Raw genomic sequence first — 16,175 nt, 5'->3', positions numbered from 1 at the left:
GTAGCCTCCCCATACAATGCGAGTAGGCACGAAACTTAGCGGCCATCGATTGGCGTGGCAAGTCTGCGCCTTCCTGTATTGACCACTTAGCGGGCAATTTGTTGCAGAAAAGTTCAGCAAAGTATCTGGCGTTGGGTACGGCACTTGCAGTGCCGGCACTGCTGCTTGCCTGCCTTGCTTGGGTATTTTCCACCAGCGCCGGCGCGCAGTGGTTGTTTAGGCAGCTGCCTTCAGCCGTTGAAGGTCTGGAGGTGGCCGCCGTGCGCGGTACCTTGGCTGATGAGCTCGTGCTGGCAGGCATCGAGTATTCCAACGACAGCCTGTCCGTATCCGTTAAAGAGTTAAATCTGTGCTGGCAGCCACTGCAAATGCTGGGCATGACAGTGTCTGTTGAGGCGCTGTTCGTTGATGGCGTTGCCGTCGAACTGCGCGAGACCGATGACACAAAAGAGCCTTCATCTCCGTTCTCGGTGGATGACTTGCAGTTGCCCGTTGACGTTCTCCTGAGCAAGTTGCAGTTGTCAAACCTGAGTGTTTTGACTGGTGAGGCTGAGCAGCACATTGATTCAATCGCGTTGGCGCTTCAGTGGAGCGACAGCCTGATTCGACTCGATTCGCTCTCCGTTGAATCGCCGGATATTGCGTTGAACGGGCAGCTTGAAGCCGGCCTCAAGCCCGAGATGCCACTGGCAGGCTCAGTGACCTGGCGCGCGCCATTGGCAGAGCTTGGCGAGAGTCGGGGTGAGCTCACATTATCCGGTTCCACTGAGCTGTTGACCCTGAAACTTCTCGCTGATGGCGCCTTGCCGCTGCAACTGGAGGGGCAGGCGCAACAGCTATTCACAGACCCCGGATGGGACCTGGTGCTAACCGTACCTGAATTAAGCCTTATTGCAGCCGGTAGTCCGGTGGTGATCGCTGGCGAACTCCGCTCTCAAGGCAAACTGATGGGCTATGCTGTCGACGCAGAGGGTACTGCGGATTTGCTCGATCTGGCGCCGCTTCAATTCTCCTTAAGTGCGCAGGGTGATGACACTGCGCTGGTGCTGGGCCTATTACGCATCGAAACAGCACCGTATGCACTGGCGGCCAGGGGCAACGTGTCATGGCAAGACGCAATCGTGGTCGCCATTGAGCACAGCATCGAAGTCAACGATACATCTGCACTCAGCGAGGCCTTACCGCCGCAGTTAAGTGGTGAAGGGCGGCTCAATCTGCAACTGCGTGATGAGGTGCTTTCCCTTAGCGAGATCACACTCGCACTGGCTGCGTCACCGCTGACGCTCTCCGCCGCGGGCGAGGTTCAATTGGCGGGCCCTGCGCCTGATATGGATCTGCAGCTTGACTGGCAATCGATAACCTGGCCCCTGGATGCGGCAAGCCCGGACGTGAATAGCACCGGGCAGGCGAGAATCACGGGTTCGCCGGATGCCTGGGCGCTGACACTGAATGCCGATGTCGCTGGCGACTCCGTGCCGGCTAGCGAGTGGCAGGGAGCACTTCGTGGTAATGCCAGCGAGGCATCTATCGATTCCCTGCAAGGCCAATTGCTGTCCGGCACTTTGGAGCTCAATGGCACGGTGGCATTTGCCGACAAGACCCGCTGGGATGTTCTGCTGCAGGGGCAGGGGATCGACCCTGCTGAACTGGCGCCCGACTGGCCGGGCCGGCTTGCCTTTAGCGCGCGCTCTGCTGGTCAACTGGTTGACGATGGGCCTGTTGGCAGCGTGGTTCTGGAGTCTGTCTCGGGGACACTCGCCGATGCGCCTCTGGAGGCAGTGGCTTCCATTGCACTGGTTGGCGAGCGCTCGGTCATAGAATCATTCGAAGCGTCGCTGGGTGGCAATCAAGTTGCCCTCAGTGGAGCGTTACAGGGCGACGATATCGACATTGACCTTCAAGGCAGCTTGGGTCAACTTGGCCTGTTTAGCGAAGGGGCTGATGGCGTACTGAAGTTAAGAGGCACGGTGACAGGGACTGCCGAGAAGCCTTCGATCGCCGCACGCGCTACCGGTGACGACATCCTGCTAGCGGGCCAGCCGCTGCAAAGCCTATCCATCGACGTTCAGGGAAGCCTTGATGCGTCTGCGCCGCTGCGCGTGAATGTGGATGCCGTCGGTGACCAGGGCAATCCCGAGAGTAGTTTTAGCACCTTGTCGCTGAAGGTTAACGGCACAACCAGGGCACATGAGCTGACGCTATCGGCCGATGCGCTGGGTGATCACGTTAAAGCGACACTGACTGGTGGGCTTGGTGATGATTCTCAGTGGCAGGGTGAACTTGAACAACTACGGGTGAGAGCCCCTGCACCGGTCGGCGCATGGGCCTTGCAGTCTGCGGCCGCCTTGCATCTGTCCGCAGAGTCCGCCGAGCTACAGCGCGCTTGTTTGCGACCGGCTCGAGGCGTGCGCGGTGAACTGTGTCTGGCTGCCGAATGGGTGCCAGATGGCGATGCCAACCTGACCCTGGGCATTACCGAGCTGCCGCTGCGCAGATTGTTGGCAGATCTAACCGGAACAGTCTCAGGGTCAGCGCAGGCGATGCTCTCGCCACAAGGTGATCTCGTCGCCGAAGCCGAATTCACGGCGACTGAGGGCACGGTACGCTTTGACACCGGGGATGGCTTTGCCGCGGTGGACCACGGAGGCGGCAAGCTCACAGCTGAGGTCGCAGAGAGCGGCCTCTCTGCAAAACTAGTGTTTAAACCGCTGGCGGCTGGGCAAATCAATGCGCAGGTGGTTGTGCCAGCACTCAACAGTCTGCCTGTCGCCGATGCTCTGCCACTCACAGGAACTATAGATATTGATCTTCCTGACCTCAGCGGGCTACAGGCGTGGGTGCCCGACCTTGAGGCTGTCGCCGGCGCGCTGGAAGCCAGGCTTGCGCTCTCCGGCTCTGTGGACGCGCCGCAGATCGGGGGGCGTGCCGCGCTAACCGGTGGGGCAGCACAGGTGCCTGAGGCCGGCCTGGCATTTTCTGATGCTTCGCTGATTCTCGATGAAATACCGAGTCAGGCCAATGTCATGAAGCTGAACGGCGCTGTAAGCTCGGGGCCAGGGAAGCTGCTGCTGGATGGCACAGTGGACCTCGGTGCTTTGAGTGCTGATGTCAGTGTGCAAGGTGACCGCTTTGAGGTTTACAACACCCGCGATGCGGTTGCCCGAATAGCGCCGGACCTATCGCTTCAGTACGTCGGTGACCAGTTACGAGTGCGTGGCCGTGTCGATGTGAATCGTGCCGACATAACGCCGAAGTTAAGCCTGCGCGCTGGCAGCGGCACAGACACTGTGGCAGACGCGGAAGAGAGGGTCTATCTGGCGCCATCACCGGACGTCGTGATCGTTGGCTCCGAGGCGGGAGCGCTAAACGCGATTGCCGATGCGCTGCCTTTTGGTCTGGATAGTGAGGTGATTCTGGATCTGGGCGACAGCGTTGAAATAGATGCGCTGGGCTTTGTCGGCAATGTCACTGGCGCCGTCACTTTCATTAATCCTCCGGGCAGGCGGGAGCCAATGCCGCTGGCTAATGGCAGGCTGGCCGTGGAGAAGGGCACCTTTAAGGCGTTTAGTCAGGACCTGGAAATTCAAACAGGCCAACTGGTGTTCAGGAACGATTTGGCTACGGAGCCTGAACTCAATCTGCGAGCGGTTCGCTGGATCGATAACGACCCATTGGTAAGCGCTGCCGGCGTGCAGGTGACAGGCAGCCTTGAAGAGCCTGTTCTCGAGCTCTTCTCCACGCCTCAGCTCAGCCAGGCGGAAATACAAGCCTATCTACTGACAGGGTCCTCGGCCTCCGACCGCGATACTACTGCCTTGAGCATCGGCACTTACATAAGACCCAAGCTCTACGTGGGTTATGGCTATAACGTGCTGGAGGAAACCAGCGAGTTTAATGCCTTGTACACGATCAACCCTCGCTACGGCGCGCAGATCAGCGTCGGCGAAGCGGACAATAATGTGGGACTGACCTTTACCCATGAGAACTAAGCGATTAGTTATGCTTGCGTTGTTGTGGCTGTTCGCCAGACCTGCTGGCGCAGCGGTGCAGTACACAGTGCTGCTTGAGGGCGTTGAGGGTGAACCCCGTGACAATGTCATGGCCGCACTCACGCTGGTACAACGAGAGGGGCAGGCTGTGCCGGTGCGGTTACTGCGCCAGATGCACAGACAGGCCAGTGGTGAAATTCGGCGCGCACTGCAGCCGTATGGTTACTACGCACCCGATATCACGGCCAATCTTGAACGGAGCGAGAATCGCAGCCACTGGCTGGCCTCTTACTCGGTGGCGCTGGGTGAGCCGGTGCCGGTAGTTGCAGTGAGTGTTTCCAGTGATGTGCGCGACCCTGCAGTGACGGCCGCGTTTCAAGACTGGCAACTGCCCGTAGGCGCGACGCTGGACCATCGCCAGTACCGGGAGAGCAAGGAGTTATTGATTCAGCGCTTGCATGAGCTGGGTTATCGGGATGCCGATTACAAAGAGCATCGCGTGTCCGTTGATACAGACACCTATGGCGCCACCATAGAACTGCACGTGTCGGCAGGGACACGCTTTACCTTCGGCGAGCTGCGTTTCGGTGAGAGCCCGTTCGACGCAGACTACCTGCGGGGCTTTCAAATCATCGAGCCCGGCACGCCGTACGACGAGCGTCAGGTTGTTGAGCAACGTCGTATGCTCAGTGCCAGCGGCTTGTTCCGGGAAGTCGAAGTGGAACCGCTGGAACCCGCGCCGGACAGCCCGGGTGTCGTGCCCTTGCGTGTGGCATTCACACCGGTACTGCCCAATCGCTATCGCGCCAACGTGGCCTGGGGTACCGACACGGGTTTTGGTCTGGGCGCCGGCTGGTTGAGGCGCTACTTGGGCACGCGCGGGCATAACTTCAGTTTCGGGCTTGGGGCCGTGGAGGAGCGCAACCGTCTGGCGGCCGACCTCAACTATGTGATTCCACTAAATCCGCTCGACGGGAGCCGCTTCAAGCTGGGCGCGCGGCATGAGGGTAAGGACCTTAATTTTGAGGATGTCGATCTGGATGAAGGCGGTGAGACTCGCATCGTTACTAATCTGGTGACAGGCGTTTGGCAGCGAGCCGCGATTCCTTGGGGCGACTTCACCGTTACGCCCGAGATAGGTCTGGTGCTTCTGCAGGAGGATTATGATGTCTTTGAAGTGGTATTCGGTAATCTCCCTGACGAAACTCAAGATATCATCAAAGAAAGCATTGGCCGGGAATCTCTGGCTTTATTGCAACCACAGTTCGACGTATTGGCGCCAACTCTGAGCTTACGCGCCAGAAGAGCAGACGACGCCCTGTATATCCGCAATGGGGATTTTTTTAATGCCCAGTTCCTGATTGCCAATGAGAACCTGGGTTCCAATATCGACTTTGCCCAACTGCGATTGGACACTTGGCATATCCGCTCGTTTACTGAAAACAGCCGTTTTCTGCTGCGCACGAACATGGGCTATAGCGAGGCAGATACTGGGGATGCACTGAATGTTGAATTTAATAAGATGCCGCAGTACTACGAGTTTAGAGCAGGTGGTCCACGCAGTTTGCGTGGCTATGCCTTTGAAACGGTCTTTCCGGAGACTTCTTCGACCGGCGGTAAAAACCAGTTGATCGTCAGTCTCGAATACGAACATCAGGTTATCGCTGACTGGAGCGTTGCAGGGTTCGTAGACAGCGGTAACGCTTTCAATAGCTGGTCGGACTACGACGCCAAGACCGGAGTCGGCTTGGGTGCGCGTTGGCGCTCTCCCGTAGGTTTGGTGCGCATTGATCTGGGTGTGCCGCTTGATGATGCTGAGGGGAGTTTTCAGGTTAATATTACGGTGGGTCCCGAGTTCTAGGGATCGACATTTGAACAGGGTAGCGGGATGAGGAATGTTAACGTGAGAGCCTTTTTGGGTCTGGTTTTACTATCAATGGCTGCACAGGTATGGAGCGGTGTGGATGTGCGTTTCGTGTCACCGGCCGACGTGGCACCGGACGTCAGTCTGGTGGTGCCAACGGTGAATGGCGCACCGTTGGCGGAGCTGGATGAGGACACGAGGGCGGTGATGGTAAAAGCAGTGTCGGCTGCCGCTTTTGGCAAAGAGGCTGGGGCAACACTGCCGCTATATGGCCAGTCTGGTCGACCAATGCTGTTGCTGGTGGAACTGGGCGAGGAGCCCCTCAACGGCGCCGCGCTTGAAACCCTTGGCGGTACCGTGAGCAATGCACTGCTCGGTAATATTACTTCCGCTACCGTGTTGCTGAATGGCATCACGCTTGCCGATGGCGCAACGCTTTCTCGTGTTGCCCTGGGCAGTAAACTTGGCGGATATCGCTTCGATAAGTATCAGACCGAGACCGACGATGCTGTACCCACCGACCTGACTCTAGAGCTTGCCGATACCAACGCCGAAAGCTTGCAGCAGCAGTGGCTCATCAATGGCCAGCCCTTGGCTGATGCCGTGTATTTCTCCAGAGACCTGATTAGCGAACCGGCCAACATTATCTACCCCGAGAGCTTTGTGGCTCGTGTCAAGGCTGCCTTTAAGGGTATTGATAATGTGCGCATACGCGTGCTGGACGAGAAAGCCATGGCAAAGCAGGGCATGGAAGTGCTACTGGGCGTAGGCATGGGCAGTGCGCGGCCCCCGCGACTGCTGGTGATCGAGTACAAGGGAGCCGGTGATGCTAAGCCGCTGGTGTTCGCCGGGAAAGGCATCACTTTTGATACCGGTGGTGTGTCCCTTAAAAATCCTACCGGGTTGTGGCGCATGAAGTACGATATGTCGGGTGCCGCGGCGGTGACGGGTACGCTGTTGGCCCTGGCTGGACGTGAGGCCAATGTAAATGCGGTTGCCATCGCGGCACTCGCCGAAAACATGGCATCAGATCGCGCCCAGCGCCCAGGTGATGTGCGCACGTCCATGTCGGGTAAGACGGTCGAAGTGATAAACACCGATGCAGAGGGTCGTCTAGTGCTGGCGGATGCAGTTTGGTATGCCCAAACGGCCTTCGATCCGGAGGTGCTTGTCGACATTGCAACGCTCACCGGTTCGGTGCGTGTGGCGTTGGGCACCCATTACGCGGGTATGTTTAGTCGACAAGATGTTTTGGCCACGCAGTTTTTGGCGGCGGGTAAGGCCTCTGGCGAGGCCGTGTGGCGCTTGCCGCTGAATCCAGCGTTCGTCAACGCAATCACGTCTGATATCGCTGATGTGAAGAATGTGGTTGAAGGCGGCAGTGGCGGCGGCGCTAGTATTGGTGCCGAATTCATCGGCAGTTTCGTTAAGCCGGAGACGCCCTGGGTGCATTTTGATATTGCCGGGCGCGCATGGGAGTTTGAGGGCAACGCGGTGACGCCCAAAGGCGCGGCGGGTTTTGGCATCCGTCTGTTGAACCAGTTTGTGGCCGATAATTACGAATAGTGCGGCGCGCGCAGCTGTGCTCGCTGTTGCACCAGCCTTCTAACGTTTTCGGCTAAGGAGTTCACACCATGACCAAATCTTCAACCGGCCTGGAGCCCAATGTGGCTGGCGTACTGTGCTATGTATTCGGCTGGCTCAGTGGACTCATATTCCTGCTTCTGGAGAGAGACTCCGAGTTCGTAAAGTTCCATGCTCGCCAGTCGCTGGCGCTGTTCGGAGTCCTAACGGTGATTGCGATGGTTGCCCCTTTTATTCCCTTCCTGGGAGGGCTGATCGCTATGCTGACCAGCGTTGTGACTTTCGTAGCTTGGATTGCGATGATTGTGTTCGCCGCGCAGGGCAAGCAGGTGCCAGTACCGGTGATCAGTGAGCTGGCTGACCAGTTGCGTTGAGCTCGCTAGTGCCAAGGGTCACGTAATGGATTTTAGGAACCGGCCGCTGATTGGCTTCCGTTGCGCGCGTACCAATGAAATAGCGATAAGGGTGATGCTCGTGACTGGCAGAGAGTCGATGTCAGGGTTTGAGTTACTTGAGCCCAAAGACAGCGCTAACGCGCTTGAAGTTGGCTTGAGAATCTTCAGTATTTGAGTAAGAGTGCCACCGGCGGACGTCGCGCGGTGGCAGTCGATCGGTGGTACTAGATCAGTCTTCCTTGAGCATCATCAGGTAAACCTTACGCACCTTTTCGATAACCTCGGCGGTGCCTTTCCAGCCCTGGGGGAATACCCAGCTGTCGCCGGCCTTAACTTCATCGACCTGGCCTGATTCAGAAGTGAACTTCCAGTGGCCTTCCAGCAGGTGACAAAACTCTGTCACATCCAGATCAAGCTGCAGTGTGCCGGCGTCGCACTCCCAGGTGCCTGCAATGATGTTTGAAGCGCCTACAGAGCCTTCAAAGAAGCCGTTGTCGGTTTGTTTGGGCAGTGGGCCTACTGGCTCGCCAAATGAATCTACGCCGACCAGATCGGTCAGGGATGCGCAGTTTTTCTGTACGCTGATTTCGGGCATTTTGCTGTCTCCTTGAGGATCAATCCACGTGGGAGCGCAATGACAGCACAGCCGCGCGCAATCAACCTCCGCGCGGATGGGCTAGGACAGCACGTTGAGCGGAAGTGGCTTAGTCGCCAGCTGGCCCAAAGGCGTATACACCGCCTTTCTCAAGCGCGCGTTGGTAGGCCGGACGCTCTTGCAAACGAATGCGGAAGCCATCGAGGTTGATGAAATCGCCGGCGGGGTGCAGCAGTGGAGCGATCTCTGCCACAAACGACAGCTGAATGTCTGCACCGCTGAGTACGTTTTCTACCAACCAGTCCACACCCTCTAGTGCTGCATTGACGTAACCCAGGTGGCGGTCAAGCTCATCGTTGATGCGCGGTTGCAAGGCCTCACCGCCATCGGGCAAACGGCCGGTGTACATACGCAGCATCAGCGGCAGCATGGCAGAACCCTCGCCATAGTGAAGCCACTGCAGGTACTGCTCATGCGCCGGGGTATTGGGCGTGGGCATGAGCCTGCCATTGCCGTAGCGACGCAGTACGTAATCAATGATGGCACCCGACTCGATGACGGTATTCTCGCCATCGGTGACCACGGGTGATTTGCCCAGCGGGTGAATGGCCTCCAACTCCGGCGGCGCGAGGTTGGTTTCCTCATTGCGGTGGTAGAACTTGATCTCGTAATCCAGATCCAGCTCTTCCAGTAGCCAGAGAATGCGCTGAGAGCGGGAGTTATTGAGGTGGTGAACAGTAATCATGAATCCTCCAGACGAGAGCAGCAATGGTGCAGCGGGCAGGTGGCCCTGCCCAAACGGTAAGAGGCCATTTGATCATGATCGCTGTCGCGCGAATAGACCAAACTTAGACGTCACTCCCGGGTGATTGGCCGGCGGGTGATGAATGCCCTCCGGTCTTTTTTAATGGTCGCTGCCAAGTGATATAAGGTGTACATACGGCCGTTATTCACCTATAAAAGCTGCAGCTCGCAATGAAAAGGATTTTCGATGCTTACTAACGCTAACCCACTAGCTATAAGATAAGCAGGAGAACGGACTGTGTCTCAAGCTGAAATCAAGCGGCCCCTGTTTGTCTGGGTTATTTTCCTATTTACGATGTTCTCCGCTGCCTTCATGGCAATCGGTTCCTATTTCGCTTTCAGCTCTAGTACGGGCGAAATGACAGAGTTAACGGGGTACGTGGACAGTTTAGGGTTCATAGATTGGGCGCTGATGGCGCTGACGACCGTTCTAAATTTGGCCGGTACGATATTTTTATTCAGGCTCAAGGTCATCGCTGTGCCCTTGCTCACTTTCGCATTTCTGCTGGGTATCGCATCATCGATCTGGGAGATAGCGGCAAATAACTATATCGAGGAGCTGCAATCAGTAGGACCAGGAGCCGTGGAGGGAGCCTTGTTGGGTGCCGTCATATCAACAGCAATCGTGGCCTACTCCTGGCATTTAAAGAACAAGAATATCCTGTCATAAAGCTCGATCTACTCGTGAGTACCGGTGGCACATCTTCATCGCACGAAGAGCATTAAATTCAGAAGGTATGACGACAGCTTCTGGCCCCAAAGTGGACATCCAACTATCAGCGATCAATGTCCCCTTTGAGTTGAAAGCGGACACTCCGATCTGTGGCGCTGCTCTATGTTCGAGCAGATTTCGGGAACATCCAGTTAGGTTTGGCTCTCGGATGGTCGCCCCTTTAAGCCTGAAAAAACCATGAAAACTTTTACATTCCCACTTGTCAGCGAAATCAATGAGTTACGTTAATGTAAGAGTTATGGGCTATATTGAGTGAACGAATCCTACATTCACCGGGAAGGTGTGACCAACGATCCTCTGCGCCGCCTCGAGCTGTCCCGGCGGCTGACCGAACTCACGAATTACCAAAATAGTGCTCTGGCTGGCTTGGCCGCGCGGATGCAGTCTGCGCATCCCGAAAGCACCTTTGCGATGTTCGAAACTCACCGCTTCTTTAAGTCGCTGATCGGAGAGTCGGGTGAGGGCACCGAATTTGAAACCGTGGGTGATGCAGCGCAGTCCCGTCAGATTCCGGGGCATTGCTACACGGGGAGCTACATGGGGTCTATCAACGCAGACGCCGTGTGCGAGAGTCCATCGACCCGCTTACTCTGGGACAGGGTGCACCCAACGACCCGGGTGCATTGCCAGCTTGCTGCGGGGATTACAGACCGCATGGCGCAATTGCAGTGGTTGGATGCTGCCGCTACTCTCAGCCGCTGTGAGTAACTTACCTAAGGAGTAAATCACACCCATGTTGGCAATCCGATTGGCCTTGTTCTGTGCACTTGTTTTCCTGACCACTGTCGCCAGAAGTGACACTCTTGTCGGTGCCTGGTTATTAGACGACCAGCCGGTGGTGATGGCGATTACCGAGGATGATGGTGTCTTTCACGGCGTCGTCACCGAAAACGCGGACAATGACGAAGCGGTTGGGCGCACACTACTGCGCAACGTGACAGCTGCCGGCGAAGGATGGGAGGGTGAGATATTTGTGGCTCGCCTCAAGGAGTTTCGTCAGGCAAATCTGACACTCCAAGGTGCGGATACTTTGGCGGTGACGGTGAAGGTGGGTTTCATCAAACGCACAGTTACCTGGTCGCGCCGCGCGCAAGAGTAGGCTCGCTGTCACTGTCGCAACACCCATAAAAGCATGAGACCGTTACGGAGAACACGGTATGTATCGATTCATCGCAGGTATCTGCCTGTTGCTGGCCAGTGCAATGGCAGTGTCTGAAGCATTAACCATCGAGCGCATCTACGGTGATCCGGACTTGTCCGGCACCGTGCCCTCGGGTTTGAAATTTGCCCCAGACGGGCAGCGAGTCACTTTTCTGAAGGGAAAGGACGAAGACTACGAAGTTAAGGACCTGTGGGAATACCACCTGCCAACGGGGCAGACACGCATGCTGGTTGATTCAGCGGCGCTGGCGGATGTCGACGCGGAGATGTCAGACGAGGAGAAAGCCCGGCGTGAACGATTGAGACTGAGCAGTCGGGGTATCACCAGTTACTTTTGGTCGGAAGATGGCAAGGCACTGTTGTTCCCTCTTGCTGGCGATATCTTCTATTACAGCCTTGTCGATAACAGTGCTCGCCAGCTCACCGATACGCCCACCTTTGAAACCGATGCGCGCATTTCTCCGCGTGGCAATTACGTCAGCTTTATCCGCGAGCAGAATCTCTATGTGCTTCATATTGAAACAGGCAAGGAAACTCAGCTCACCCGTGATGGTGGTGGCCTGATCAGTAACGGCATGGCTGAGTTTGTCGCCCAGGAGGAAATGTACCGGTTTACCGGCTATTGGTGGTCGCCGGACGAAAGCCAGATTGCCTTTACGCGCGTCGATGAAAGCAGCGTAGGTGTGATCACGCGCAGCGAAATCTATGCCGATCGTATTGAGATGATCGAACAGCGCTACCCCCTCACGGGGACAGATAACGCCGCTGTCGAGTTAGGAGTATTTGCCATAGACGGCGGTGAGCCCCGCTGGGTAGAGAGCTTTGGCCCCGCAGACAGCTATCTAACCCGGGTGCGCTGGTTGCCCGATAGCCAGCGCCTGTCTTACCAATGGCAGAGTCGCGATCAGCAGGTCCTGCGTCTGAAAGTGTTCGACACCCGTGATGAATCGACAGAGACAGTGCTCACCGAGACTAGCGATACCTGGGTGAATCTGTTCGGCTCTCGCAGTGACGCGCTGCAAGGTTATTACTTTCTCGGTAATCGCGATCAGTTTCTGTGGACCTCAGAACGCGATGGGTTTAGCCATCTCTACCTCTACAGCACAGGGGGTGAGTTGTTGAAGCAGCTGACTCGAGGCAGCTGGGTGGTTGATAGCCTGGTAGCCGTGGATGAACAGGCGGGTCTGGCGTACTTCACCGGCAATCGCGAGCATGTACGGCAAAAGCAGCTGTATCGAGTGCCGCTGTCAGGCGATGGTGAAGTGCAGCGGGTGTCGCAGCGTGATGGCTGGCATGGCATTACCTTTGCCGCCGACGGCTCGGCGTATGTCGATACCTGGTCCGACGCAAACACTCCGTGGCAAACCAGCGTTCACGCCGCCGATGGCAAGCGAATAGCCTGGCTGGACGAAAATCCGGTAGATGCCAGCCACCCACTGAGCCCCTATCTGAAAAACTGGATTACGCCAGCGTTCGGCACGCTGAAAAATGCCGAAGGCACTGAATTGCACTACCGCATCTACAAGCCGGCTACGGCTGACAAGCCCTTGCCGGCGATTGTTTATCAATACGGCGGGCCGGGACCACAGGTGGTTGCTGACACATGGGGCGGTGGCCGCACGGATCTGTACCTGCAGTATCTGGCGCAGCAGGGCTATGTGGTGTTCAGTCTGGATAACCGTGGTTCCGCCCGGCGCGGCAAGGCGTTCGAGTCAGCACTGTATCGACGCATGAGTGATGTGGAACTGGCGGACCAGATTGCCGGCGCCCGGTTCCTGGGTGACTTGCCCGAGGTGGATGCGCAGCGCATTGGTATTTTCGGTCACAGCTATGGCGGCTATATGACCTTGATGGCGATGTTTCGCGGCGCCGATGTTTTTAAGGCGGGGATCGCGGGCGCGCCCGTTACTCTGTGGGAGCTCTACGATACGCATTACACCGAGCGCTACATGGGCACACCGCAATCCAACCCGGAGGGTTACAAGAGTGCATCAGTGCTGGAGTACACCGATGGCCTGGAAGGGCAGTTGATGATTTATCATGGTATGGCCGATGACAACGTGTTGTTTACGCACAGCACCCGGTTGTACAAGGCGCTGCAAGACGAGGCCAAGGTCTTCGAGATGATGGACTACCCGGGTAAGAAGCACAGTATCCGCGGCAAGAACACCGGTATTCATTTGAGGCGCAGTATGTCGGCGTTCTTCGATCGTCACTTATAACTATCACCACCCGCTACTCGCTCTGCCAATAGCACAGGCAACTAGACAAGCCTTGCCTTCATCGCAGCGAGTACTGACTCGCCTCGCTCCATCACCCAGCGGTTCTTCATATTGCACTATCGCGTGCTGACAGCGCCGTGATCTAAGACTGGCGCTGCCGCGCATCGCTCTGGCCTTTACACTGCAGCAAAGGTCGCGTGGAGAATAACAATGAGCAATACGCAAACCGTGCAGGCCGGGGAAAACGCAGCATTCGATGCCGCGTCCCGGTCAGGCATTACAGATTGGGTGAGAGCTAACCTAGATGGTGAGGTCACTGCTATCACCCGTCTGGAGCGCTGGCGCCCCCAGTGGAAGGTGGACTTTACGGTTGATGGTGAATCTCGGGCTGTGCTGTTCCGGGGTAACCGGCCTATTGCGGGAGCCAATGACCTGCGCTTTGAAATGGAAGTGATGCAAGTGCTACACGCGAACGGTATCAAGGTGCCGCGCATCTATGGCTGGGTGGATGAGCCGATTGCTTTCGTGATGGACTGGGTAGACACCGACGATCGCGCCCCGGGCATGTTGCACACGGCGATTGATAATCCCAGCTCGATGTCCGACGAGCGGTGGCAAGCCATGCTGAATTACATGACCGACTTGGCCGCCGTGCACGCAGTCCCTGTGGATCAGTTTGCAGTCGTCAAGCGACTGTCCAATCCGCCCGAGGGTGAAAAGCAAGTCGCGCTTCACGCCACAGAATTTATGTACCGGCTGGGGTCGCAGATGGGCAAGATTGATCCCGTCTTCGAGTTCCTACAGCACTGGTTGCGCCGCAATGTGCCTGAAGGGCGAGACAAGGTCAGTTTTATCGCCGGCGACGCCGGGCAGTTTATGTCGGCGGGTACCGAAGTACTTGCCCTGCTGGACTTTGAGATTGCTAACCTGGGCGATACGCACTGGGACCTAGCCTGTTTCCGGGGTCGCCATCCCTACGAAAACATGGGCGACATTCCAGCGCTGTACCGTGAGTATGCGCGAGTCACCGGCGAGACTGTGGATCTGCGCGCGGTGGGCTACCACACCGTGAACTTCCTGCAATTGTCGGGCATTGGTGCGCAGTTTTTCCGGGAAGCCTGGGCGCAGGGCGCTAATTGGATAGAAGGAGCGATGGAGTACGGCAGTATTACGCGGCGTGCCTATGAGGCCATTGCGGAACTGCAATCAATTCCGCTGGATTATGATCTGCGCCTGCCCGAGCCCGTCGACAAACCCTGGGAAGTCTCCGGTCTCGAAAAGCTCATGGCAGACATCACTCGCCTGCCCACGTCTGATGCCTTCGAAGAGTGGGAGCGCGAATTGCTGCACGCCATTCCTGATTTTCTGCTGAGTTACTCGCGTTACCGCGATTGGTTTGAGCGCGAGACCCGGCGCGACCTTGAGCAAGTACTGAACCAGTCTTTTGAAGACCTGGCCAGCGCCGATGCGGCGGCAATGACCGCGATAGCGCAAGAGCAGGGCAGTGACATCGAGTGGGTACAGGCCCTGCATAAACGCGCACTACGCTTCTCGATGATAGTGGCAGGGGCTAACCCCGATACGGGCAATCCACTATTCCATCGATTGGACCCCATTCTTGGCTAGTCTCAGTGGTCCAGTGAAGGATTGCATCCGGCTTTGGTTTTGAGAACGGTGCCTACAATCACACCCGTTGCTTAAGCCAGTTTCTGTCTCGGAGTTCGGCCGACGATACTACCGCAGCGCTAGTGGCAGCCTATCCAAAAAAGGCACCCTCGCAGCGCTCTTGTGGGAGCATTGTCGGTCGCATTCCGTTCCAGTGGCTTGAGCATAGCCGGGTTCACAGTACGGTCATATAAATCGTCATCCCAGGCAAATCGAAGGTGAGCTTCACTGCCCGCCGTTGAACAGTACAGTGAATAGCGCGTCTTGCGGGTTGCCCGATAGATCGAAACATCGCACCTCCACTCGCAGATCGGGGCTGCCCTGGCTTTCCCAATTATCCACGGTGCAAATGCCTGGTGATGGTCCATAGCGACTGACCATCACATTTCCATCAATCACACCGTCGGCGAGTTCTTCGAAAAGAACAATATACCGACCGCTACTCACGCGAGAGATAGATATCTCGCCGTTCTTGGAGTTGAACGCGTAGATACCCTCTGCTATGTATTCGTCTGCTGCTGGGTCATTCGCCCAGACATAGCCCTTTCGATTCTCTGGGTAAAAGTAACCTTGCACATCAATCACAACGTGCTGTTCAGACACGTTCGCGCGCAGAGCCAATGGCCCTTGGGCAGGGCAACTGGATTCGCACAAGCTGATGATTGATGTGTTACCGATGTTTTCTCCCTCTCGGAAGTTTACAGTAGAGCCTGAAGGCGGGAGCGTGTCGGATGGGAAGGCAAATAAGTTTCCGTTCGCTGAGTCGTCGGTCGCGACTGCAATAACATAGGCCACGACCGCTATCGGGCTCTGACTCCGTGGATTCACACAATCGACCTGGCCACCTTGTTCGGCAAGCTCAGCAGCAGACCCGGTTACCTTGAAATTTCGCACACTGCCGGCATTGATGAGGCCATCTGCTGACTGACGTGTATCAACGATCCGACAAGGCTGAATCGGAACGTATACCTGTCCTTGCTGCGCGTGGACATAACTGGCATGTTGCATGGAAAAAACAATGAAGAGCAAACTTGTGGCTGCTAGAAATCGAAACGCGGGGAGCATGCCCCTCATTTTGATTGACGAGTTCTGTTGCGCTTGTTCCATAGTGACTCACCTGGTTGCGGTAAAACACTCCCTTAAAGTAGATCAAGATTTACAGA

The 16,175-nt window shown here is 56.6% G+C and carries 12 protein-coding genes; 9 read left to right on the top strand and 3 right to left on the bottom strand.

Features of this window, described 5'->3' with window-relative positions; translation table 11 throughout:
* Positions 1 to 101: 101 nt before the first annotated feature.
* The 4 genes from IE089_RS06525 (at position 102) to IE089_RS06510 (ending at position 7,811) form a co-directional block, all read left to right on the top strand.
* The gene (locus IE089_RS06525; protein ID WP_189476447.1) at positions 102 to 3,989 is read left to right on the top strand and encodes a translocation/assembly module TamB domain-containing protein; all 3,888 of its coding nucleotides are present in this window, start codon (positions 102 to 104) and stop codon (positions 3,987 to 3,989) included.
* Between the two features lie 10 nt (positions 3,990 to 3,999).
* A complete protein-coding gene (locus IE089_RS06520) occupies positions 4,000 to 5,850 on the top strand; it encodes an autotransporter assembly complex protein TamA (RefSeq protein ID WP_189476445.1) in 1,851 nt (616 codons plus the stop codon).
* Positions 5,851 to 5,892: 42 nt separating this feature from the next.
* Entirely contained in the window at positions 5,893 to 7,419 is a 1,527-nt protein-coding gene (locus IE089_RS06515; RefSeq protein ID WP_189476442.1) for a leucyl aminopeptidase, read from the top strand.
* 68 nt (positions 7,420 to 7,487) lie between these two features.
* Positions 7,488 to 7,811, top strand: coding sequence for a DUF4870 domain-containing protein (locus IE089_RS06510; protein WP_189476439.1), 324 nt, complete (start codon positions 7,488 to 7,490; stop codon positions 7,809 to 7,811).
* Positions 7,812 to 8,061: 250 nt separating this feature from the next.
* Here the strand turns inward: IE089_RS06510 and IE089_RS06505 are convergent, their stop codons facing one another.
* Positions 8,062 to 8,427, bottom strand: a complete 366-nt coding sequence (locus tag IE089_RS06505) for a cupin domain-containing protein (RefSeq protein ID WP_189476436.1) — start codon at positions 8,425 to 8,427, stop codon at positions 8,062 to 8,064.
* Positions 8,428 to 8,536: 109 nt separating this feature from the next.
* On the bottom strand, positions 8,537 to 9,172 hold the full coding sequence (locus IE089_RS06500; protein WP_189476434.1) for a glutathione S-transferase family protein: 636 nt from the start codon (positions 9,170 to 9,172) through the stop codon (positions 8,537 to 8,539).
* A gap of 297 nt (positions 9,173 to 9,469) precedes the next feature.
* On the opposite strand from IE089_RS06500, the gene IE089_RS06495 reads away from it, so the two are divergent.
* The 5 genes from IE089_RS06495 (at position 9,470) to IE089_RS06475 (ending at position 14,973) form a co-directional block, all read left to right on the top strand.
* Positions 9,470 to 9,901, top strand: coding sequence for a hypothetical protein (locus tag IE089_RS06495; RefSeq protein WP_189476431.1), 432 nt, complete (start codon positions 9,470 to 9,472; stop codon positions 9,899 to 9,901).
* Positions 9,902 to 10,216: 315 nt separating this feature from the next.
* A complete protein-coding gene (locus IE089_RS06490; protein ID WP_189476430.1) occupies positions 10,217 to 10,672 on the top strand; it encodes an SGNH/GDSL hydrolase family protein in 456 nt (151 codons plus the stop codon).
* Between the two features lie 25 nt (positions 10,673 to 10,697).
* On the top strand, positions 10,698 to 11,063 hold the full coding sequence (locus tag IE089_RS06485) for a DUF2147 domain-containing protein (protein WP_189476428.1): 366 nt from the start codon (positions 10,698 to 10,700) through the stop codon (positions 11,061 to 11,063).
* A 58-nt stretch (positions 11,064 to 11,121) separates the two neighbouring features.
* Positions 11,122 to 13,347: a S9 family peptidase gene (locus IE089_RS06480; protein WP_189476426.1), complete on the top strand. Its 2,226-nt coding sequence runs from the start codon at positions 11,122 to 11,124 to the stop codon at positions 13,345 to 13,347.
* 210 nt (positions 13,348 to 13,557) lie between these two features.
* On the top strand, positions 13,558 to 14,973 hold the full coding sequence (locus IE089_RS06475; protein WP_189476424.1) for a phosphotransferase: 1,416 nt from the start codon (positions 13,558 to 13,560) through the stop codon (positions 14,971 to 14,973).
* A gap of 264 nt (positions 14,974 to 15,237) precedes the next feature.
* On the opposite strand, the gene IE089_RS06470 is transcribed toward IE089_RS06475, so the two are convergent.
* Positions 15,238 to 16,041 carry a hypothetical protein gene (locus tag IE089_RS06470; protein WP_189476422.1) on the bottom strand — a complete coding sequence of 268 codons (804 nt, stop codon included), beginning with the start codon at positions 16,039 to 16,041 and terminating at the stop codon, positions 15,238 to 15,240.
* Positions 16,042 to 16,175: the final 134 nt, after the last annotated feature.

The sequence above is a fragment of the Parahalioglobus pacificus genome, assembly GCF_014652275.1.
GTDB classification, from domain to species: domain Bacteria; phylum Pseudomonadota; class Gammaproteobacteria; order Pseudomonadales; family Halieaceae; genus Parahalioglobus; species Parahalioglobus pacificus.
This window is presented reverse-complemented; position numbering and strand designations above follow the sequence as displayed.

Coding starts and splice junctions, on each gene's coding strand:
- IE089_RS06475 (WP_189476424.1), top strand. CDS start 13,558: ATGAGCAATACGCAAACCGTGCAGGCCGGGGAAAACGCAGCATTCGAT.
- IE089_RS06480 (WP_189476426.1), top strand. CDS start 11,122: ATGTATCGATTCATCGCAGGTATCTGCCTGTTGCTGGCCAGTGCAATG.
- IE089_RS06520 (WP_189476445.1), top strand. CDS start 4,000: ATGCTTGCGTTGTTGTGGCTGTTCGCCAGACCTGCTGGCGCAGCGGTG.
- IE089_RS06510 (WP_189476439.1), top strand. CDS start 7,488: ATGACCAAATCTTCAACCGGCCTGGAGCCCAATGTGGCTGGCGTACTG.
- IE089_RS06485 (WP_189476428.1), top strand. CDS start 10,698: ATGTTGGCAATCCGATTGGCCTTGTTCTGTGCACTTGTTTTCCTGACC.
- IE089_RS06505 (WP_189476436.1), bottom strand. CDS start 8,427: ATGCCCGAAATCAGCGTACAGAAAAACTGCGCATCCCTGACCGATCTG.
- IE089_RS06500 (WP_189476434.1), bottom strand. CDS start 9,172: ATGATTACTGTTCACCACCTCAATAACTCCCGCTCTCAGCGCATTCTC.